The 19,805-nt window shown below is 63.0% G+C and carries 17 protein-coding genes; 8 read left to right on the forward strand and 9 right to left on the reverse strand.

The features are described from left to right. Window positions 1–151 precede the first annotated feature (151 nt). From KI794_RS09855 to KI794_RS09865, 3 genes are all read left to right on the forward strand, one after another. Window positions 152–2,257 carry a site-specific DNA-methyltransferase gene (locus KI794_RS09855; protein WP_255807978.1) on the forward strand — a complete coding sequence of 702 codons (2,106 nt, stop codon included), beginning with the start codon at window positions 152–154 and terminating at the stop codon, window positions 2,255–2,257. Further along, window positions 2,257–4,809 (forward strand): DEAD/DEAH box helicase, encoded by a 2,553-nt coding sequence (locus tag KI794_RS09860; protein WP_255807979.1) that lies wholly within the window; start codon window positions 2,257–2,259, stop codon window positions 4,807–4,809. The genes KI794_RS09855 and KI794_RS09860 overlap by 1 nt, the downstream gene beginning before the upstream one ends. 641 nt (window positions 4,810–5,450) lie before the next feature. Continuing rightward, window positions 5,451–6,059 (forward strand): hypothetical protein, encoded by a 609-nt coding sequence (locus KI794_RS09865; protein ID WP_255807980.1) that lies wholly within the window; start codon window positions 5,451–5,453, stop codon window positions 6,057–6,059. A gap of 150 nt (window positions 6,060–6,209) precedes the next feature. Here the strand turns inward: KI794_RS09865 and KI794_RS09870 are convergent, their stop codons facing one another. Next, window positions 6,210–7,127 carry a restriction endonuclease gene (locus KI794_RS09870; protein ID WP_255807981.1) on the reverse strand — a complete coding sequence of 306 codons (918 nt, stop codon included), beginning with the start codon at window positions 7,125–7,127 and terminating at the stop codon, window positions 6,210–6,212. 62 nt (window positions 7,128–7,189) lie between these two features. Here KI794_RS09870 and KI794_RS09875 point away from each other — a divergent pair, with 62 nt between their 5' ends. From KI794_RS09875 to KI794_RS09890, 4 genes are all read left to right on the forward strand, one after another. After that, window positions 7,190–7,792, forward strand: coding sequence for a hypothetical protein (locus tag KI794_RS09875; RefSeq protein WP_255807982.1), 603 nt, complete (start codon window positions 7,190–7,192; stop codon window positions 7,790–7,792). Further along, window positions 7,789–8,526, forward strand: coding sequence for a class I SAM-dependent methyltransferase (locus KI794_RS09880; protein WP_255807983.1), 738 nt, complete (start codon window positions 7,789–7,791; stop codon window positions 8,524–8,526). The genes KI794_RS09875 and KI794_RS09880 overlap by 4 nt, the downstream gene beginning before the upstream one ends. Before the next feature lie 152 nt (window positions 8,527–8,678). Then, window positions 8,679–9,242 (forward strand): recombinase family protein, encoded by a 564-nt coding sequence (locus tag KI794_RS09885; protein WP_255807984.1) that lies wholly within the window; start codon window positions 8,679–8,681, stop codon window positions 9,240–9,242. A 144-nt stretch (window positions 9,243–9,386) separates the two neighbouring features. Continuing rightward, on the forward strand, window positions 9,387–14,792 hold the full coding sequence (locus KI794_RS09890; protein ID WP_255807985.1) for a DUF4011 domain-containing protein: 5,406 nt from the start codon (window positions 9,387–9,389) through the stop codon (window positions 14,790–14,792). A 372-nt stretch (window positions 14,793–15,164) separates the two neighbouring features. Here the strand turns inward: KI794_RS09890 and KI794_RS09895 are convergent, their stop codons facing one another. The 7 genes from KI794_RS09895 to KI794_RS09925 are packed head-to-tail and all read right to left on the reverse strand — an operon-like array spanning window position 15,165 to window position 18,188. Further along, entirely contained in the window at window positions 15,165–15,479 is a 315-nt protein-coding gene (locus KI794_RS09895; RefSeq protein WP_255807986.1) for a hypothetical protein, read from the reverse strand. Beyond that, window positions 15,476–15,688, reverse strand: a complete 213-nt coding sequence (locus KI794_RS09900; protein ID WP_255807987.1) for a hypothetical protein — start codon at window positions 15,686–15,688, stop codon at window positions 15,476–15,478. The genes KI794_RS09895 and KI794_RS09900 overlap by 4 nt, the downstream gene beginning before the upstream one ends. Then, window positions 15,685–16,584, reverse strand: coding sequence for a DNA-processing protein DprA (gene dprA, locus KI794_RS09905; RefSeq protein WP_255807988.1), 900 nt, complete (start codon window positions 16,582–16,584; stop codon window positions 15,685–15,687). Before dprA ends, KI794_RS09900 begins: the two co-directional genes overlap by 4 nt. After that, on the reverse strand, window positions 16,581–17,168 hold the full coding sequence (locus KI794_RS09910) for a DUF4192 family protein (RefSeq protein WP_255807989.1): 588 nt from the start codon (window positions 17,166–17,168) through the stop codon (window positions 16,581–16,583). The genes dprA and KI794_RS09910 overlap by 4 nt, the downstream gene beginning before the upstream one ends. Next, window positions 17,165–17,560 (reverse strand): hypothetical protein, encoded by a 396-nt coding sequence (locus tag KI794_RS09915; RefSeq protein WP_255807990.1) that lies wholly within the window; start codon window positions 17,558–17,560, stop codon window positions 17,165–17,167. Before KI794_RS09915 ends, KI794_RS09910 begins: the two co-directional genes overlap by 4 nt. Continuing rightward, window positions 17,557–17,778, reverse strand: a complete 222-nt coding sequence (locus KI794_RS09920; protein WP_255807991.1) for a hypothetical protein — start codon at window positions 17,776–17,778, stop codon at window positions 17,557–17,559. Before KI794_RS09920 ends, KI794_RS09915 begins: the two co-directional genes overlap by 4 nt. Window positions 17,779–17,795: 17 nt before the next feature. Continuing rightward, window positions 17,796–18,188, reverse strand: a complete 393-nt coding sequence (locus KI794_RS09925) for a single-stranded DNA-binding protein (protein ID WP_255807992.1) — start codon at window positions 18,186–18,188, stop codon at window positions 17,796–17,798. 233 nt (window positions 18,189–18,421) lie between these two features. Here KI794_RS09925 and KI794_RS09930 point away from each other — a divergent pair, with 233 nt between their 5' ends. Then, a complete protein-coding gene (locus KI794_RS09930) occupies window positions 18,422–18,634 on the forward strand; it encodes a hypothetical protein (protein ID WP_255807993.1) in 213 nt (70 codons plus the stop codon). Window positions 18,635–18,957: 323 nt separating this feature from the next. On the opposite strand, the gene KI794_RS09935 is transcribed toward KI794_RS09930, so the two are convergent. Beyond that, window positions 18,958–19,782: an abortive infection family protein gene (locus KI794_RS09935; RefSeq protein WP_042542574.1), complete on the reverse strand. Its 825-nt coding sequence runs from the start codon at window positions 19,780–19,782 to the stop codon at window positions 18,958–18,960. Window positions 19,783–19,805: the final 23 nt, after the last annotated feature.

A 19,805-nucleotide genomic window follows, 5' to 3' on the forward strand; every position in this document is an offset into this window, starting at 1 on the left:
AATCCTCGTGCTGGCGCCGTCGTGACGTGCCCTAACATGCCCGGAGCGGAATGCCCTTCGCGCTCTTGCTCGTGAATCAGTAGGATCGGAAAGAGTCCGTGTTGCGCACGCGCAATGTTGGGCTTCTTTGTTTTGCCAGAAAGGGGTGCCGATGTCGCGCTTGTCGGACCTGCTGCGCACGTTGGAACAGCTCGATCCAAAACTCGCGAAGGATCTCGATGAGGAGATCCGGCCGCTTCAGAAGCGGCTGCCGTTCGGTCTGAACTTCGAGCGCCATGCGCCCGAGGCCGTCGAGCTGGCGGGCCACCGCATCCGCAAGGGCAACAAGGTCCGGGTGCTCCCTGCCAGGGGCTCGACGGAACGGGGCGACCAGCGCCTCTGGCACGTCGACTCGATCAGCGGCGGCACCGCCGAGGTCTCGACGCCGAACGGCGAGGAACGTGAGACGCAGTCCGTGCCAGTTGAGGATCTGGTGCTCGTCGCGGAGTTCCGCGACCGCATCTACCCTGGCCTCAGGCCCGACGGCACTGTGGAACGAGGCGGCGACAAGCCGTTCCACACGGTGATCAACGGTGAGAACTTCCACGTGCTTGAGCTGCTCACGTTCACGCACGAGCACTCCGTCGACGCGATCTACATCGACCCGCCATACAACACGGGCTCCCGAGACTGGAAGTACAACAACGACTACGTCGAGGGGGACGACCTCTACCGGCACTCGAAGTGGCTGGCATTCATGGAGCGTCGCCTGAAGCTTGCGAAGCGGCTGCTGAAGCCCGAGGACTCCGTCCTGATCGTCACGATCGACGAGAAGGAGTATCTGCGGCTCGGTCTGCTGCTGGAGCAGACGTTTCCGGAGGCCCGCATCCAGATGGTATCCGCGGTCATCAATCCCGCAGGGGTTACTCGCCCCGGTAGCTTTTCAAGAACTGACGAGTACATCTACTTCGTGCAGCTTGGTGGATCCCGGGCGTCATCGCTTCCCTTAGCCGATGAATGGCGACTCAACCCCGACGATAAACGAACGACGAGAATGCTTTGGTCGATGCTCATACGCACCGGAACAAACGCTCGCCGGGTGGACAGGCCGAACCTCTTCTATCCAATCTTTGTTTCGACAGACGGAATGCAGTTGGTTGATACCGGTGCAGCACCCGCTGTCGAGGTAGACCGACACGCCGTGGCAGCCCCGCCTGGCACAGTCGCGGTGTGGCCAGTCCGTCGCGACGGCACTGAAGGCAATTGGCAGGTCTCTCAAGCCTCATTACTTGAGGCGTACTCGAAAGGGTATGTCCGTCTCGGCAAGTTTACGGAGCGCGGTATGACTCTGTCGTACTTGAAATCTGGAGAACAGCGGAAGGTGGAGAACGGAACGTACGAGGTTTCGGGACGGCGTGAAGACGGATCAATCATCTCTGAGACCGAGTTCCGGTCGTTTCTTCCTGGTTCGGCATGGAGAATCCCCGCACACGACTCGTCAAGGAATGGGTCGAATCTTTTGAAGTCCATGATGCCGGACCGCAAGTTCCCGTTCCCCAAGTCCCTCTATGCAGTGGAAGATGCGCTCCGCTTCTTTGTGTCGGACAAGCCAAACGCGGTCGTGCTCGATTTCTTCTCTGGTTCAGGCACTACAGCTCACGCGGTGATGCGCCTGAACAAGCAGGACGGCGGCAACCGCCAGTGCATCTCAGTGACGAACAACGAGGTCTCGGCAGAGGAACAGACGAAGCTGCGCAAGCAGGGACACCGTCCCGGCGACCCCGAGTGGGAGCAGTGGGGCATTTGCGACTACATCACGAAGCCGCGCATCCGCGCGGCACTCACGGGTCTCACGCCCGGCGGCGAGCCGATCAAGGGCGACTACAAGTTCGTCGACGAGTTCCCGATGGCCGACGGCTTCGATGAGAACGCTGCGTTCTTCACCCTGAGCTACGAGTCGCCGTGGATGATCGAGGCCGACAAGGCGTTCGCCGCCATCGCGCCGATGCTCTGGCTACGAGCCGGCGCCGTCGGAGAGCGGATCGACTCGATCGAGGGCGGCTGGGCCGTTGCCGACAGCTACGGCATACTCAAAGACCTCGATCTCGCCAGCGAGTTCGTCGCCGAGATCCAGCGCCGCGAGGGCATCCGTATCGCCTACGTTGTGACCGACGACGAAGGGCGTTACCAACAGGTCGCGAGCGAGATCCCCGGCATCGAGACCGTACGCCTCTACGAGGACTACCTGCGCAACTGCGAGAGCACAGGTGACATCTGATGCGCTTCACTCTGAAGGATTACCAGGCCGACGCCGTCGGCGACACCCTGCGCGAGCTGTCCGATGCGAGAGACATCTATCGAAGCGCGAGCAAGCGCGTCTCTTCCGTGGCCCTGACCGCGACGACCGGCGCGGGCAAGACCGTCATGGCCGCCGCCGTGATCGAGGCGATGTTCTGGGGCAGCGACGATTTCGACGTCGTGCCCGACGAGGGCGCCGTGGTGCTGTGGTTCAGCGACGACCCCGCGCTGAACCAGCAGACGCGCCACCGTCTTGAGCAGGCGTCGGACCGCCTGCGGAACAAGCTCGTGACCGTGGAGCACCCGTTCCGCTACCCGAAGCTGCTGCCGGGGCACGTGTACTTCCTGAACACGTCGAAGCTCTCGCGCAACAGCCTCCTGGTGCGCGGTCACGATGACTCGAACACGCTCGACGGCATACAGTCGCACCCCGACACTGTGCCGTTCACGTTCTGGGACACGCTGCGGAGCACGATCGAGGACGACGACCTCACGCTCTACATGGTCCTGGACGAGGCGCACCGGGGCATGGGCAAGCGCCCGTCGGACACGCCGACCATTGTGAAGCGCCTCATCAACGGCCACAGCGGCGTGCCGCCGGTGCCGATTGTGTGGGGCATCTCGGCGACGGTGCAGCGCTTCGAGGCGGCGATGACAGAGGCCGAGGTCCAGTCGAACCGCGTGCACCTCGGCACGGTCCAGGTCGACCCCGTGCGCATACAGGAGTCGGGCCTCCTGAAGGACGACATCGTTCTCGACTTCCCGGCGGAGACCGGCGACTTCAACACAGTGTTGCTGCGCCGCGGCGTGCGCAAAGTGAAGGCTCTCTCCGACGCATGGGCCGCCTATGCAGCCGAGCAGGGCACGGAGCCGATCAAGCCGCTGATGGTTCTCCAAGTGCCGAACAAGCCCGCTGCCGACGAGGTGGCCTCGGCCATCGACGTGATCCGCGACGAGTGGCCGGAGCTTGAGTCTGACGCGATCGCCCATGTGTTCGGCGATCACACTGCTCAGACGTTCGGCATGCACAGCGTGCCCTACATCTCGCCGGAGCGGGTGCAGGACGCCTCTTACATCCGCGTGCTGCTCGCCAAGGACGCGATCAGCACGGGCTGGGACTGCCCGCGCGCGGAGGTCATGGTGTCGTTCCGTCCTGCCAAGGACGAGACGCACATCACTCAGCTGCTCGGCCGCATGATCCGCACGCCCCTGGCGAGACGCGTCGAGGGCGACGACCTGCTCAACAGCGTCGAGTGCATACTGCCGAAGTTCAGCAAGGCCACGGCCAGCCTCGTGCTGGAGAAGATCATGGGCAACGACCTCACGGGAGGCGGCGACACGGGCCAGCGCGTGCTCGTCGACCCGCAGCTCATGACGCCGAACGACGCCGTGCCCGACGAGGTCTGGGAGCTGTTCCAGTCGCTGCCCGCAGAGACGCTGCCGCGCAAGCACGCGAACCCCATCAAGCGGGTCACGTCGCTCGCCCACGCCCTCGCCGCGGACGGGCTCGTGCAGGACGCCGGCAAGATCGCCCACGAGCGCCTGCATGGGGTGCTCAATGGGCTTGCGGCCCAGTACGCGAAGGACCTCGCGAAGGCGCGTGAGGACGTGCTCACGGTCGCTGGCGGAACCATGAGGGGTCAGGCCCGCCATGGCATGCGGCGCGACGACTCTTGGACCGAGGCCGCGGATGACCGCGCGATCCAGGACTCTTACCGCAGCGGCGCACGAACGATCACACCCGATGTGGCGCGCAGCTACATCGAGCACCTCACGGCGGACGCCGACGACGAGGACGATTATCGCGACGCGTACGTCCGGGTCGCCGCCCTCGCGATGCTGACGCAGACGCGCGCGAAGCTCGACGAGGAGGCGGACGCGATCTCGAAGGAGTGGCTCGACGAGCACCGCGTCGCGATCAAGGGCCTGCCCGAGTCGCGGCAGAGCCTCTACGCGGAGATCACCGCCATGAGCACTGACCCGCAGCTGATCTCGATGGCGTTGCCGAAGAACCGCCAGGAGGAGACCAAGCGCGCCGTCGGCGACAGCGAGCAGCTCCTCGAACGGCGATCCCTTCATCTGCTCTCCGACGAGGAGGGCATGTTCCCGGTCGGCAAGCTGAACCCCGACGAGATCGAGGTGCTCGACGCCGAGATGGCGCGCCCCGGGGCCCTCGCCTGGTACAGGAACCCGACGGGCGGGCGAGATTCGATGAGTATCGCCTACCGCGACTCGCACGGCGAGTGGCGCACCCTGCGGCCGGACTTCCTGTTCTTCGTCGACACCGAGGACGGCGTGCGCGCGAGCATCGTGGACCCGCACGGGCACTGGCTCCCGGATGCGGCCTGGAAGCTGCACGGCATGGCCCGGTTCGCCGAGGTCTACGGCGATCGGTTCCACAGGATCGAGGCGATCAGCCGGATCGACGGGAAGCTGCGAGTGCTCGACTTCAAGCTCGCCGAGGTGCGCGCGAAGGTGCTGGATCACTCGGACGCGCGGTTCGCGTATGACGATGCTGCTGTGGGGTATTAACCATGGGTAAGGCGAGAAGACTGAAAGCCGAACGGTTCGCTGCCCTTAAAGGGCATCGCGCAAACCAGCCAGTGCTCGCCCCAGAGTACCCCTCGCTGACAGCGGCAGAGACCACGGAGAGCGCATCAATGCGATTGGCGAAATCGAAGCGACGATTTGATAACTCTTCAGCTTGCACCCCCATACTCACGGACGACCTAGCCCATGTTCTGGGCGATCTAGACGGGCACGCGCACTCCTCATCGTCAGCCCTCAACCAATGGTTGCGCGGCTGGCGTATGCCGACGGACGCGTCTCGGCCAGAAATCGAAACGTCGAAGAGTATCTACGTGGGCATCGCAGAATCAGCTGAGATGCCTCACGTGAGCCCGTTGCACAAAGGCGCACCGTTTGTAACTTTGACGTCTAGCTTTATTGACCTCTGCTGGCGTCTAAGTGAGGTCTTCCCCGCGTTCTCGGTCATGGCAAAAGGAAACACTAATGAGCATGTTGGTGACGCTTCGCGGGCATGGCTCTTCGATCACTTGGGGTTTAGCGAGTCGCCGAGCCCTCTCTCAGCAGAGATGATTCAGACGACTAGAGACCGGGTTTTTTCGGAGCGCTCGACTGCCGCAGCCATTCGGTGGGCTCTAGGTCACGAGATGGCTCACGCCGTAGGGACGAAACAACAACGCACAGATGCATTCAAGCGAGCTGAACTTCTACTCCCAGATATTGTGGACACGCAGTGGTTGCCGAAGAATCGTCGAGGTGAAATTAAGGACCTTCGCGCCTCAGTACATCGTTACAAGGATGAGATCGCTTGCGATCTTCTTGCGAGCCAGTATGTCCTCGAATCTTCCTTCGCTACCGACGACCTTGTTACACAGATTTCCGGTTCTCTGCTGGCCCTGGAAGCGTTAATCTTCGATGGCTTCCGGCAGGACGGGTCCGCTGTCTCCCAGACACATCCATCACCGTCTCTTCGATTTCAGATTGTATTTATGGACTGGATGGAGACTATCCTCAACCAGTCGACATGGCATGACCGCGAACATCCGGGACTGTTTGGTCTGCAGGACATTGCATACTGGATGGCTTTTGAACGCTGGGCTGCCGGTCACTATCGCCCACATCGCTCCGGAGCACGTTGGCAACACGACATCGACCTAGCGATGGATGTAATGCTCGGGAAGATCCCGATTAGCGGTGTGGAACAAATTTATGTGCGCCAGTGTGGAGGCTTAGCGCGCGCACCACGACCCTCTTGATTTGAGCCGCCGTCCATCAGGGTCTACCTGGACAGACGTCGCAAAGCACGGGTCTCCGTGCGTCCAACGGACGCAGACCCCGCCTCAACGGACACAACTGTCGGATGGTCTTAGGTCAGGCCACCATGAAGTCGCGCGAACGCTAACCGCTTACTCGAAGTAGTCCTCGTCGACCTCGACAGCGCTGAACCGCTGCTTCTCCTGCACACCGACGCGGTAGGCGATCATCAGGTCCACGAGCTTCGCGCCGTCGATGAGGATGATGCGCGACTGCACCTTCTTGGCGTAGTCGATCGCGCCTGAGGTGAACGCGCTCGTCGTGAGGAAGACGCCGCGCGAGGCTCCGAAGCCGTGCAGTGCCCCGACGAAGGCCTGGATCGGCTCGCGGCCGACGTTGTTGCCTTCCTTGTAGCGCTTGGCCTGGATGTAGACCTGGTCGAGCCCGAGGGCGTCCTGGTCGATGAGCCCGTCGATGCCCTCGTCATTTGAGCCGCCGATGCGTCGGCCTCGCTGTGCTGCGCCACCGTATCCCATCTTGAGGAGCAGATCAACGACCGCCTGCTCGAAGAAGTCGGGGTGGCTGTTGCGAAGCCGGTCAAGCAGATCCTCACCGACGCTCGCCTCAATACGGGAGACGGCGTCCTCGATGACCTCGATCGGGTCGGAGATCTCATCGGATGGTGGCACAGGCACCGAAGCCGGCACGGCGCTCTTGGTTTTCTCCGGCCAGAACGGGGCGAAGACCTCGCGAGCGAGCGCGTAGTCGAAGCCCTGAGGATACTGCGCGAGGGCAGCCCTACCTGCGTCGGTGATCACGTAGTAGCCGCGCTCCGGCCGGTCGACCCACTTCGCCTTTCCGAGGTGGCTCAGCACCCAGCCCATGCGCTGCTCGTAGCGGGTGCCACCGGACTTGAGTGTCTCGGCACGTGCATCGTCGCTGACACCTGCGCGGTCGGCTACGGCGTCGAAGACTTCGCGCCGCTGGCGGCTTTGTCCGTCAGCGAGTACTTGGAGCGTGGGGATGACGTACTCGGGCCAGATTAAGACGAGTGAGGCTTCTTCGGGCATGGAGATCATTATCTCAGGTCACCTAGTACCTCTTCGATAGCGTTGGGGACATGGTCAGAACCGTGATTACACAGCTGGCTCTGCTCGGCGCGCTCATCCTGGGTGTAATTTTGGCGGGAGATCTTGATGAGATCTTTTCGTCAGCGCTGAATACAGGGCTGATACTTGGAACCCTTGCGCTCGCGATTGTCGCAGCTATATGGGAAATTGTGGGTGCGACACGAGGGCGTCCGCACAAGTACAAGGGCCGACGACGTGATGAGAAGATTCTCAAGTACATGACACGGCTACTGAGCTCGGAGGAACAATGTGTCATGTCGTCGAATGACCTGAGCTGGGTAAAGGGCAAAGCGCGTACTGCACTCTTCACCAAAGCGAAAAAAGAGTCACTAACGCTCCTTATGCCGAAGCCGACCCAGCTAAGCCAGGAACTGGAAAAGCAAGGGGCGACGGCCTTTTATTATGGCGACGATGACTATAAGTTCCGAAGTAGGTTCACCTTGGTGAATCCCGATAGATCAGACGCCCGCGTCGCAATTGGATACGGGACCTCCGACGCGCATGTAATTCGGGTCATCCAGACGAAAGACGATCCTGCCATACATCTCGTCGAAGACCTCTTCAGTCTCCTGAAGCGGTCTTCGCGATCAGAGGCCGCAAAATGAGCAATACAATCAGATTCCTCGCGCAGAAGAGCCAGAGCGAGATCACCCGTGAGTGGGATCAGATAGCTCCTATCCGAGACTCGCAGATAGGAGCCCATGCGGACCCTTCTTTCAGTGAGGTGCTCGAACCTTGGATCTTGAGGCATCTCGGGTCGGCTAGGTCAATTCTCGATGTTGGTTGCGGCACCGGTCGACTCACTGCGAGGCTTCGCGAAAGAGCATCGACAGTTGTGGGTATCGACCCAAGCTCTGCGAGTGTGGAGATCGCTCGGCGACACGATTCGTCTGGCAGCTATGAAGTATCGACAGTAGAGGAATGGGCGGCTTCCAAATCGGATTCACGCTTTGACATAGTGGTCGCGAACATGGTCCTGATGGACACTCTTCACCTTGACGACGTGTGTGCGTCAATTGCTAGGATCGCGCAGAAAGGACGCGTAGTTGCAACGATCACACACCCGGCGTTTTGGCCGATCTACTGGGGATACTCACAGGCTGCCGGCTTCAACTATTCGGAGGAGCTTGTAGTGGAGGCCCCGTTCAAGACGAGCGCGTTGGAGTACACACTGAACGCCACCCACATTCACAGACCGTTGGATATGTATCTCGAAACCTTCAGGCGGAACGGAATCCGAATCACACGACTTGAGGAACTCCGTGGACCAGAGCCAGCAGCTTCATTTCCATTCCCCCGTTTCATTGGGATAGTGGCAGAAGTGGATGAGGCTCAGTAGCTATATCCGTTCAATAAACGGCCGTTAGTCGAATCTGAACAGGAGTTGCGACGAGCTTCGCGACACGAGCAAGATTCGTTCAGAAACCCGTTCAAATACCTGTAGCGTGGAGTGCGGAGACTGAACAGGTTTGTTGAACGGAAGGAGTCGTCATGGCGCTCGTCGGGCTCGTGCGGGTCAGCACGAAGGGCCAGGAGACCGCGCGACAGCACGACGTGCTCGACCCGATCTGCGTGAAGGTATTCGAGGAGAAGGTCAGCGGCAAGCTCGCGGTGAAGGACCGCCCCGGGCTCACGGCGGCGCTGGACTACCTGCGCGACGGCGACATGCTCACCGTCCAGGAGGTCGACCGACTCGGCCGGAACCTGCTTGAAGGGCTGATCGTGCTCAACGACCTCTTCGAGCGCAGCATCGCGGTGAAAGTACTCGATGGCATCGCCGCGGGCGAGCACACCGAGCGGTCGCTGATCCTCGACCTGGCGCTCGCACTGGCGGAGGATCGCCGGCGCGACATCAGCCGCAAGACCAAGAACGGACTCGAAGCCGCGCGCAAGCGTGGCAAGGTCGGCGGGCGGCCTCGGGTGATCGACGACGACAAGCGCGCGATCATCCTCGCCAGACGCGCGAAGGGCGAGTCGATTAGGGTCATCGCCCGGGTGCTCGACGTCTCCGTGGGCAGCGTGCACGCCGTGCTCGCTGAGGAGTCCGCTGACTAGCACTACTGCAAATTGCTACTCCGAGCACCGGCCGGTGTTCGGTCGGAGATTTCGATGTCGTCGGGCTCTACTAAAGTGAAGGTAATTGGTGCATCTCGGCGTTCCTGGATGGGCCTATGAGTACACAGGAATCGAGGGTGATCAGTGGCGGGGAAGCGAGCGACGCTGGATGCGTTGAAAGTGTGGCGAGAGAGTCTGGTGGGTCTCGATCGCCGTAGTCGGTTGATCAGGTTCAATCCCCCGAAGAGGTCGTCACTCACCTTCGACACTCCGGGCCTGGACGAGCTGCAGGGCCTCGTTGCCTCCGGAAAACCGCTCGTGTTACAGGGCGACCAACTCGAAGTTGACGAGGACGGAGAGGAGCGACTCGTCAGACCTCCGCTCGGTCGCAATGCGCTCCATATCCCCAGACCGGACAGCGACATCGGAACTATTGCGCGCACTCTGATGCGCAAGGCGAATCAGGAGTTCCTCGACCGCGGACTTTCGGTTCTCTACATCGCATTCGGTATGCTCCGCTGGAAGGACGTCGACGGCTCGGACATGGCGAGCCCACTGTACCTGGTCCCTGTTGAGCTCATACCCGAGGGTCCGCGTGCGACTCCGAAGCTCGTGGGCAGCGATGACGATGCCGTTCTCAACTCGGCGCTGCCGTTGAGGCTAGCCGAGTTCGGGGTGGTCTGGCCTTTGCTCGAGGAAGTAGAGGATCTTCGAGTTTCGGAGATCCTCGAGTTGTTCAGGAAGCGTCTGTCAGCGGCTCCGGATCTCAAAGGCTGGGAGCTCCGTCCAGAGGCTCACCTCGCAACCTTTTCTTTCACTAAGGAGGCGATGTACAAAGACCTGCTTGACAATCAGGATGTCATCTCAGACCACCCGGTCGTGCAGGCACTCGCCAATGGTGACCCAACAAGCCAGACTGACGAGTTCCAGTTCGATCCGATCGATCCCGCGGACATCGACGAGAGCGCTCCACCGGAGAAGACGCCGTTCGTGCTCGACGCGGACTCTTCGCAGCGCGCAGCGGTGGCCGCGGCTCTCGCCGGGCGCAGCTTCGTCATGGACGGTCCTCCGGGCACGGGAAAGTCACAGACGATCGCGAACATGATCGGCGCGCTGATGCACTCGGGGAAGTCCGTGCTGTTCGTATCGGAGAAGATCGCCGCGCTCGACGTCGTGCGGAACAGGTTGAAAGATGCCGGGCTCGGAAGCTACCTTCTGGAGCTACACTCGCACAAGGCCAACAGGCGCGAGGTCGCGGTCGAACTGCTTCAGACGCTGGAGAACGTGGCGCAGCCGCCGAGCGGGATGTCGGCGCCGTCGCGGGCCTCGCTGGTCGACAAGCGAAAGCGGCTGAACGCTTACGCGTCAGCGATGAACGAGAACCGGTCGCCACTTGAACTGTCGTTGCACGACGTCCTTGGGCTACTTGCGGGTCTCGTCGATGTGCCTGCTGCTCCGGTCCCGGAGCGCTCGCCGCTGGGGCTCGACCAGGCCGGGCTTTCTGACCTCTACGATGCGCTCCGCAGGTTAGAACGAAACTGGAGGCCCGCAGCCCAGGGCAGGTCGTTCCTTTGGAGAGATATCGTCGACGAGACCTCGCTCGAGGCACGCCTGTGGGCCGCCGAACGGGCGCTACAGGAGCTCCGCGGCACGATGCAGGTCAACTTCGGGCTGGTTAGGTCCTTTGATCTGGACCGGCCGGACCGGGCTAGACAGCTGATTGAGTTGCTGGATTTGCAGCATTCCGAGCGCCCGGCATCGGCCGATGACCGTTGGCTGATTGCCGCCGACCTCGCCCCCATTGAGGCGAGCCGAGCCGAGCTTGGTTCCCTGCTCGACGATTACCGGGCAAAAACCACCGCGGTGAAGGCACTGAGTGGGGTTCCATACAGCTCTTTTCCTCAGAACGCGCCCTCCGAGGTTGTCCAGCCCGCTGTTGCAGGCAGCATCGTGCTCGGATCCCAGAATGCTGAGCAGCTACGTGCCTTCGGCAAATACTTGTCACACCATGCTGCGGGTCTGGCCTCGGCCATAACGTCGCTACGAGGGCTCGCACAGATAGCTGGCCTCCCTGAGCCGAGCTCGTACTCCGAGGCAGACCGCGTGGTGCGGATGATCGATCTGAGGGCTAATGGAGCTTTGCTGGAGACTACCTGGCTGACGCCTGCAGGCCTCCAAGCCGCGAGAAGCGCCGCTGCAGAGATTCGACTGAAGGCGATGGAGCTCGACAGGGCCGAAGGGCGCGCGCATTCGTTGTACAGGGCTGAGGCACTTGGTGCCCCGCTGCGGGAGCTTCAGGACAGATTCAGCAATCTGCATACTGGGCTGCGGAAGCTCTCAGGGGCATATCGCACCGACAAGAAGGCTGTGGCAGCTCTCCTGGCGGATGCTTCCCAAGTGAAGTCGGGTATCTCACGGCTCTCCGAGGCCATCGCGTGGTCGGAAGCGACTGAAGCATTTGAGAGCGTTGGCGTAGTGCACTCGCAGGCACTTGGCAGACACTGGCAAGGCCGCGACACCGATTGGGAAGGCCTGGACCGGTTGTTTGGTGTCGCCGACGAGGTGATCGCGTTGTCGGGCGGTACCGTGCAGCCGCAGACCGTGGAGTACTTCACTGCTGGGGTTCCTGAGCCCGCTCACCAGCAGATGGCCGCGACCGCTTCCGCGGCGCTCGGTTCCTGGCGGAGCTCTCTCGGACCTGCTCCGGCTCTCACGGGTCGGCAGGAGCTGCTTATGTTGCCGATGCAGGCATCGCTGGACTGGATCGAGGCGCACCAGGAACCCATCGCGGACGCGCTCTCGGTGGTCGAAGCGGTGAACGCGGTGACCGGCCGCGACCACACAGTCGACCACTCGGTCACGATCCTCCGCTCTTGCGAGGACGCCCGCGACGTCGCGGCGGGCCTGGACGCCTCCAGATTGGAGTACGAAGAACGCTTCGGGGCGCTGTTCCAGGGATCCGCGACGGACCTTGACCGCATCGATTCGGTGATCTCGTGGGCCAAGCGCATCCGGAGCGCGGCTCCGACGGGTGCACTGACGCCGGAGCAGCTGACCGCTTTAGTCTCGTCCACCCCTGTCTCAGCTCTGCCTGGGTCACTCGCGAAGTGGGAAGGCGATCGCGACGCAGTGATCGGAGCTTTCGCGCCCTCGCGCAGGGAGGAACTTCTCGAAGAGTTCGCTGAGTTCGACGGCGCCGCGGGTCTCATAGAGGAGCTCGGCTCTGACACGGTCGGGCAGCAGGAATGGTTCGACTACATGGAGATCCGCGAGTACCTGAGGATGCACGACCTGGACTCGACCATCGAGTTCTGCATCGAGATGCGGGTCCCGGCATCGGACGTGCCGCGGGTTGTGGAGCGGGCGCTCCTCAGGGCATGGGCCGACGCACAGATCCGGGACGACGAGCGGCTGCACCCGCTCCTGGCGACGGACAGGGAGGCGCTCGTCGACGAGTTCAAGGCACTGGACCTCGAGGTCATAGCTGCCGCCACCGGCGACATTGTCCGGGCGGCGAATGCGCGCCGTCCATCGAACACGTCGCTGGGAGAACCAGCTCTCCTCCGGAGGGAAGGGATGAAGCAGCGTCGGCACATGTCAGTGAAGTCCCTGATCTCGCAGGCCAGAAACGCTGTCCAGGCGATAAAGCCCGTATTCATGATGTCGCCGCTCGCTGTGTCTCAGTATCTGCCGTCCGACATGAAGTTTGACGTGGTGATCTTCGACGAAGCCTCGCAGGTTACCCCCGGGGACTCGATCAACTGCATCTACCGTGGACGCGCATTCATACTTGCAGGCGACGACAAGCAGCTGCCTCCGACGTCGTTCTTTGATCGTGCAACGGAGACAGACGAGGATGTGGAGCTCGACTCCGACGTGCAGGACTTCCAGTCCATCCTGGAGCTGGCGAAGTCGGCCGGTGCGTTCCGCAACCTCGGTCTGCGATGGCACTACAGGTCCCGCCACGAGGCGCTGATCGCATTCTCGAACTACCGTTTCTACGAGGGTAAGCTGGTAACTTACCCCTCGGCGCAAGAGGATGGCCCGGACCTCGGTGTGGAGTTCTTCCTGGCGGACGGCCTGTACAGGCGAGGCGGCGGCGCAGACAACCCGCGTGAGGCCAAAGTCGTCGCCGAGCGAGTAATCCATCACTATCGGACGAGGCCCGGAGCCTCGCTCGGGGTGGTCACGTTCTCTGTGGCGCAGGCCTCGGCGGTGACCGCGGCCGTCGACGAGCTCAGGGAGTCGCACCGCGACCTCGACGAGCACTTCGACAAGAGCGACCGCCTCGACGGCTTCTTCGTCCGGTCGCTTGAGTCAGTGCAAGGCGACGAGCGTGACGTGATCATTTTCTCGGTGGGCTACGGCCCCGACGAGGCAGGAAAGGTCTCGACAAACTTCGGCGTACTCAACAAGGAGAAAGGATGGCGGCGACTGAACGTCGGCATCACGCGAGCGAGGCAGCGCATCGAGGTCGTGTCTTCGATGGAGGCGCACGACATCCCCGCCTCGCAGAACGAGAACGTCGAGGCGCTGCGGGCCTACCTCGACTTTGCGAAGCGCGGCATCGAGGTGCTTGGGACCCAGTCCTCAGCGACGGGGCTCATGCCGGAGTCGCCGTTCGAAGAGTCGGTGATCCGCACGATCGAATCGTGGGGGTACAAAGTGGAGCCCCAGGTCGGCGCTGCGGGCTTCCGTATCGACCTCGCCGTTCGGCACCCCGCGAAGTCCGGCGTATTCGCGATCGGGGTCGAGTGCGACGGCTACCAGTACCACTCTTCGCCCACAGCGCGCGACCGTGACCGCCTGCGCGACCAAGTACTCGAGGGGCTCGGATGGACCTTACACCGGATCTGGGGCACATCCTGGTATCGGGATAGGGCCTCGGAGGAGCAGCGTCTCCGGACCGCGATCGAGGACGCCATCGTAGGCAGGACCTCAGCAATGAGGCGGAGCCGTCCCGAGCTGGTGCGCCCGGACGTCGAGACTGTGCCCGCGCAGTCGGAGGCGTCCCAGGACTGGGCCGTGAGTTACAAGAAGGTTGCGGAACAGGACCTGCCGCTATGGGCCGACGCGGGCGAGCCCGGCAGCCACGTGTACCTGATCGAGCCGCTGTCCAACCTCGCGAGGACCGAAGGGCCGGTCCACATGGCGCTGGTCCTTGAGCGGATCAGAGATTGGTGGTACATCGGCAGGATCTCCCAGAGGATGAAGGAGAACATCGACCTGGCGATCGAGATGGCCGATGTCGTACGCGAGGGCGACTTCATCGACCTCCCGGGCCGACCGGTCACGAAGGTCCGGAGCAACGGCAATCAGCGCAAGCCGGAGCAAGTCCATATCGACGAGTTCGCGAGGGCCGTCGAGCTCCTCGTCCAAGACGTCGGCGGGGCCTCCCGCTCGGAGGTCGCGGTGCAGATCGCGAGGCTTTACGGCTGGAACAGGAACGGCTCGATTCTCGATGCGCGCCTGAACCAGGCGATCGACCGAGCTGTCAAGAATGGTCGGGTGGTAGACCAGGACGGGAGGCTCACTCGGCACTTGGGTTAGACCGTGAGCCACTCGGATGCATCGGGCGTGGGCAGCTCCTGTCGGAAACGGCGAAGGTTTGCCGGCTTCGATGCGATGGTCGTGGCCTTCCTCGTGCTGGGGCGCGGTTCATACCTACGGATGCAGCACGCTCAGATGCTCGGTTGCCCACACCCGGGAGGAAGCAGCGCCATTCGTTTAGTGATTTCTCACCAGCGGGAGATACGAGTTTCCCGATGACCCGGTATCTTCCACCTGGGCAGCATCACCGATGCAGCAGGTGATGCCCTCAGCGGAGGACACTCTCCGCGAGGTGTGGAACGATGCTTAAAGCAAAGACCCCGAGGCGTCACGCCTTGGGGTCTTTGCTTTCGCGTGTGCGCCTGCTGGGGCTCAGACGATCACCCTCATCCTCACCACGCGCGAGCCGAATGGCCCGATGCTGATTTCCTCGACTTCCTCGCAGATGCCAGCGGCCACGAGAGCCGCCGGCAGGCCGAAGTGCTCGCTGTAGTCGCGGACGAATATCTCGCCGGGGAACGCGACATAGCCGTCCCGGAGCAAGCTCACTGTGAGGACTTCATCCTCGCCAGTTTCGGGGTCTACCAAACACAGGCTGCTCTTTACCGAGTCGTAGTGGAGCTCTCCCTCCAGCTCGATCTCGCTGAGCCGGAGAGATACCGCTTCGCGGTGCATTGCCCATGTCATCGTCGGTTCACTTCTTTCTCTAGTCGGTACACGGCGTGCCCAAGCTGGTTGAACCCGGCGAAGCGAACTGCGCCGCCGAGAGCGAGCTCAGCTGCCCTCGTCGCGAGGTCAGGAGCCGTGTGGAGCGGGATCACGACCAAGTTCCCACGGTCGATCACCAGGCTGCGCGCCCTGACGTGGACGGCGAGGCTGTCATCCTGGGACCTCATGCTGTGTCCTGCTTCTTTGCGCCTCGTCCAAGTAACCCCAGTACGTCAGCACCGTCTGCCACGAGCCGCGCTGTGCCCTGCTGCACGAGCATGTGGCAGCCCGCACTCGCCGCGCTTGTGACAGGCCCCGGCACTGCACCAACAGGCCGAGCCATGCCGTGCGCGAGCTGCGCGACCGAGAGCGCGCCGGAGCGCACTCCGGCTTCAGGGATGACCACTGCGCTCGCGAGCGCGGCGATGATCCTGCCGCGCATGATGAAGCGCCATCGGGTCGGCGCCGTGCCCGGGAGCGTCTCGCTGACTACACAGCCGTCGACGGCGATCCGCTCGATGAGCTCTCGGTGGCCTGCGGGATAGGCTCTGTCCACTCCGCTCGCGAGCACCGCGACGGTCTTGCCGCCGGCCGTCAGGGCAGCCCTGTGGGCTGCCCCATCAACACCGTAGGAGGCGCCAGCGAGCACAGCGAACTCTTGGCCGGCCAGCTCTGCTGCGATCTCGGTGGTTATGCGCTCGCCATAGGCTGTGCTCGCTCGTGCGCCGGTGATAGCAACGCTCTGCGCGCTCAGCAGAGACACGTCCCCGCGCGCCCACAGCATGAGGGGCTGAGACGGCGCGAGCGGGTCTGCACTCTCGATGTCCGCGAGCTGTGCTGGCCAGGCTGTGTCACCGGGAATGATCGGGGTGATGCCCGCAGCGAGGGCCTGATCCAGCACACGAGAGGCGCTGCTTGCCGTCATGTAGCGGTGCAGCTCGTTCTCGAATAACCAGGTCTCCGGGCGCTCAATGAGCTCAGCAGCCGAGGTCTCCGCGAGGAGCGCCGCGAGCCGGCGATCGCCAGGCTCCACTGCCCGGGAGATCGCGATGCGGGCCAGGAGGTCTTCGTGTCTGACATTCATGCTCTGTTCTCCTTACTGCCGGCGGCGCGCATCTGCGCAGTCATGCCGGCGATTTCTTCGGGGTCCTCGGTGGTCCGTCCGGGGTGCTGAGCGCGCCACTCGTCGACCGTGAGCAGCTCGTGCTCTGGATCGTGCAGGGTGCTGCCGGTGATCTCGTCGAGGCTGTGCAGCTCCGGGAAGCTCGTGCCGACGAAGCTCGCCCAGCCGTTCGAGGCAACGACGAGCGCGTCGCGCACAGAGCAGCCTGCTGCGCGTAGCGAGTTGGCCAGGGCGCCGGTGAGCGCTCCATAGGTGCTCGACATAGGGCTCTCCGGCAGCGCAACATCTGTCTGCACTACGACGGCTACCGCGTCGCTCTTTTGAGCGATCTCGATGACAGTGCGAACCCAAGCTGAGATCTCCGGGCCGGGGTCGACCATCTGCTCTGCTGGCGGTAGGTCGATGCGGGCTGAGCCCAGTGTCCTGGAGCCGTCGAACAGCACGAGGAACAGGCTCTCAGAGGCACGCATGCCCGCAAGCCGGGGCAGCGCGGCGAGGAAGTCGGCGCTGCTCTTGGCTTTGAGGACGGTGGGCTGTGCGTTCATGGTCGGGCTCCTTGAATCTTCTTGATGGTTCTTTGAACGAGGCGCCAGGCGTCGGCGTCGACGGCAGTACCCTGCTCGGCGAGCTCGACGAGAGTGTTGAGGCCCGCGAGGGTGTCCTCGTCGAGAACGAGGACTCTGTCTCCGTCGATCTCGACGGCTGAATCGTCGCCGTAGGTGCTGATGCTCAGCAGGTACCCCGGCGAGCCGTCGGCTGTGTTGTCGGGGCGCTTGCCGACGATCGTGAACACAGTGGCGCTCTCATCGTTGTCGAGATCGACGTAGCCGTAGTGGTCGCGGTCGATTGCGCTGCCGCCGGGCTCGGTGTGGACGATTGGCCAGGGGTGCGGCTCCAGACGGTCGCCGGTGTCGTAGGGAGTGAGCCGGGTAGTCATGGTGTTGTCTTCTCTCTCTGCTCTCTTCTCTGGGCGTCCCGGACGCGGCCGATCGCCAGGAGCGCTGCGCCGATCGCGGCGAACAGACCAGCGCGCCCCACGAGGCTCGTGCCGTCGGCGATCACGAGGCCGTTGAAGGCGAGGCCGATGATGCTGCTCACGACGACGGTGACGCCGAGGATCGTGAGCGTGGACGTGGCGGGCTTTGAAGCAGTCATTTCGGGTCCCTTCGTGCTCATGCCTGAGCCTTGTCTGTGCTTTCCTCTGCGTTCTCCGTGCCGCGCGTGAACTCGCTGGTGCCCCAGAACAGGTCGTGTCCCATGCGCTCGGCGTTGATGGTGTGCTTCGCGATGGAGCCGCCCCGGTTCCAGAGCAGCACCTCCTTAGCGGTGCCGGTCACGAGCAGACGGTCGCCCGGCTTGATGCTCTGCGATGCGTTCACGGCGAGCTGCCGGAACGCGTTCACTGTGTAGTACACGGTGCGCTTCGCGCCGCGACGTGGCCCCTCCTGGACCGCCATCTCGAATGAGACGTAGGGCTGGCCCAGCTTCGTGGTGCTGTACTTGACCGTGTCCCCGACGACGCCGGACACTGTGATCTGCTTCTGTGCTTGCTTTTGCTCAGACATGGCTGTGCTCATTTCTGTTGTTCCGTGATGCCAACAGAGCCACAGCCCGCAGGGCTGCACCTCTCAAAGTTCTTCCCGGGACGGGCTATGCCCGGCCCCAACACTCGCTTCCTCGCTCGCGCAGGCGAGCGGAATAGACGCAAGAACCCCGAGGCATCACGCCTCGGGGTTCTTGCTTTTCACGCAGTGTCCGCCATTGACAGCAGATAGCTCAGTGCGCGTAGAGTCGCAGGATGAGCGACGACGGTGTTGAAGTCCCCGACGACCTGGAGATCCGTGTCGGTGACGGCACGGGTAACGAGCAGTACCGCATGTGCCAGGAGTGCGGCCGCGACTGCGTGCCGGAGCCCTTCGACGCCGGCACGGGCGACGGCATTAGGGTGGCGTTCTCGTGCCCTGAGCACGGCGTGCACGCTGTGGTTGACCCGTTCGAGCACTTGCGTTAACGGGGACATGAAAAGCAAGAACCGCCACGGTCGCCCGTGACGGCTCCAGGTGCGGTCTGTGCGCGTGGCACAGCCGCTATTGTCGTGCCTCAGCCGGAATCCAACCGGCCTCGTCTGCAGACTGTCCACTCGTCCTCGTGGGCGCACGCGCTCACTGCGAGGAATCGAACCTCGCGTCCCTTAGGGCGACTCAGAGTACCGAGCCACGACTCGCAGCAGAGTGCTCCCGCTCTATAGCGGAAGAGAACTCCTGTCACTCACTCACCCGGGCGCGGCTGTGCCGCGCCCCAGCGCCTGACGTCGTCAGGCGCATCATGACTTGTTCAGACCCGTCCGCCGCTCATCTGGCGGTCGTACGTGCTCAGCATGAGCTCGGCGACGTGGACGGCCTCCCGGACGACGTAGATCGCCGTCTCCTCGCGCAGCGCGGTCGGCAGCGTCCTTCCGTGGCCGGTGCCGTGGTCGTTGCGGAGATCGTTCACGGACTCGATGACCGTCTTGGCCGACTGGTAGATCGCCCTCACGGCCGTCGCTCCGGGGACCGAGTCGTCGACGACCTTGAACTCGAAGTTGAGGCGGTCGAACGACAGGTGGATGAGCATCGGCCACTTGGGGTTCTTGGGCAGCGGCATCCCGCTGCCCTCGATCACGAACTTCATGACCGCTTCGAGGAGTTCCTTGGCGAAGCCGAGCGCCGCGGCAGGATCGTCGATGTTCCTGCGCAGCCGTGCGAGCTGCTCGTCGAGTGCGGCGCGACCGCCAGTCTCCAGGTCGATCGCGCCGAGCCGCTCCAGTCGACCCTCCTCGGTGAGCGACCAGCCGACGTGAGCGAAAGCCGACCGGAGAGTCGCGATGTCAGCCGCGTTGTCGTCGTCGTTGAACGAGCCTTTGCGGCGAAGCGCGTCGAGGATGCCGTCTGCGAGCTTCTTCGCATTATCAGGCTTCTTCTCAGCCACCCGGCAGATCGTGATGACGCGCTGCTGCTTGCTCGGGCCCTGTACGTTCGGGTCGTACTTGTAGTCGTCGAAGGAGCCGAGGCCGGCGGCGCCGAACGCGCGTGAAAGCTCTCCGTGCGAGGGGCCGGCCCCGCCGAAGAAGAACTGCGCGAGCGCGGCGCCGGTCTCGCCGTTGATCGGGTTGTTGCTCATGCCTCACCATTCTGCCGCAACCT

The sequence above is a fragment of the Leucobacter aridicollis genome (assembly GCF_024399335.1).
Classification (GTDB): domain Bacteria; phylum Actinomycetota; class Actinomycetes; order Actinomycetales; family Microbacteriaceae; genus Leucobacter; species Leucobacter aridicollis_A.

What these genes read in the sequence shown, in the direction of transcription:
- KI794_RS09910 (WP_255807989.1), bottom strand. Translation starts at nt 17,168, where the DNA reads ATGAACGCACAGCCCACCGTCCTCAAAGCCAAGAGCAGCGCCGACTTC.
- KI794_RS09860 (WP_255807979.1), top strand. Translation starts at nt 2,257, where the DNA reads ATGCGCTTCACTCTGAAGGATTACCAGGCCGACGCCGTCGGCGACACC.
- KI794_RS09885 (WP_255807984.1), top strand. Translation starts at nt 8,679, where the DNA reads ATGGCGCTCGTCGGGCTCGTGCGGGTCAGCACGAAGGGCCAGGAGACC.
- KI794_RS09895 (WP_255807986.1), bottom strand. Translation starts at nt 15,479, where the DNA reads ATGACATGGGCAATGCACCGCGAAGCGGTATCTCTCCGGCTCAGCGAG.
- dprA (WP_255807988.1), bottom strand. Translation starts at nt 16,584, where the DNA reads ATGAATGTCAGACACGAAGACCTCCTGGCCCGCATCGCGATCTCCCGG.
- KI794_RS09915 (WP_255807990.1), bottom strand. Translation starts at nt 17,560, where the DNA reads ATGACTACCCGGCTCACTCCCTACGACACCGGCGACCGTCTGGAGCCG.
- KI794_RS09935 (WP_042542574.1), bottom strand. Translation starts at nt 19,782, where the DNA reads ATGAGCAACAACCCGATCAACGGCGAGACCGGCGCCGCGCTCGCGCAG.
- KI794_RS09870 (WP_255807981.1), bottom strand. Translation starts at nt 7,127, where the DNA reads ATGCCCGAAGAAGCCTCACTCGTCTTAATCTGGCCCGAGTACGTCATC.
- KI794_RS09930 (WP_255807993.1), top strand. Translation starts at nt 18,422, where the DNA reads ATGAGCGACGACGGTGTTGAAGTCCCCGACGACCTGGAGATCCGTGTC.
- KI794_RS09855 (WP_255807978.1), top strand. Translation starts at nt 152, where the DNA reads ATGTCGCGCTTGTCGGACCTGCTGCGCACGTTGGAACAGCTCGATCCA.
- KI794_RS09900 (WP_255807987.1), bottom strand. Translation starts at nt 15,688, where the DNA reads ATGAGGTCCCAGGATGACAGCCTCGCCGTCCACGTCAGGGCGCGCAGC.
- KI794_RS09925 (WP_255807992.1), bottom strand. Translation starts at nt 18,188, where the DNA reads ATGTCTGAGCAAAAGCAAGCACAGAAGCAGATCACAGTGTCCGGCGTC.
- KI794_RS09865 (WP_255807980.1), top strand. Translation starts at nt 5,451, where the DNA reads ATGGCTCACGCCGTAGGGACGAAACAACAACGCACAGATGCATTCAAG.
- KI794_RS09880 (WP_255807983.1), top strand. Translation starts at nt 7,789, where the DNA reads ATGAGCAATACAATCAGATTCCTCGCGCAGAAGAGCCAGAGCGAGATC.
- KI794_RS09920 (WP_255807991.1), bottom strand. Translation starts at nt 17,778, where the DNA reads ATGACTGCTTCAAAGCCCGCCACGTCCACGCTCACGATCCTCGGCGTC.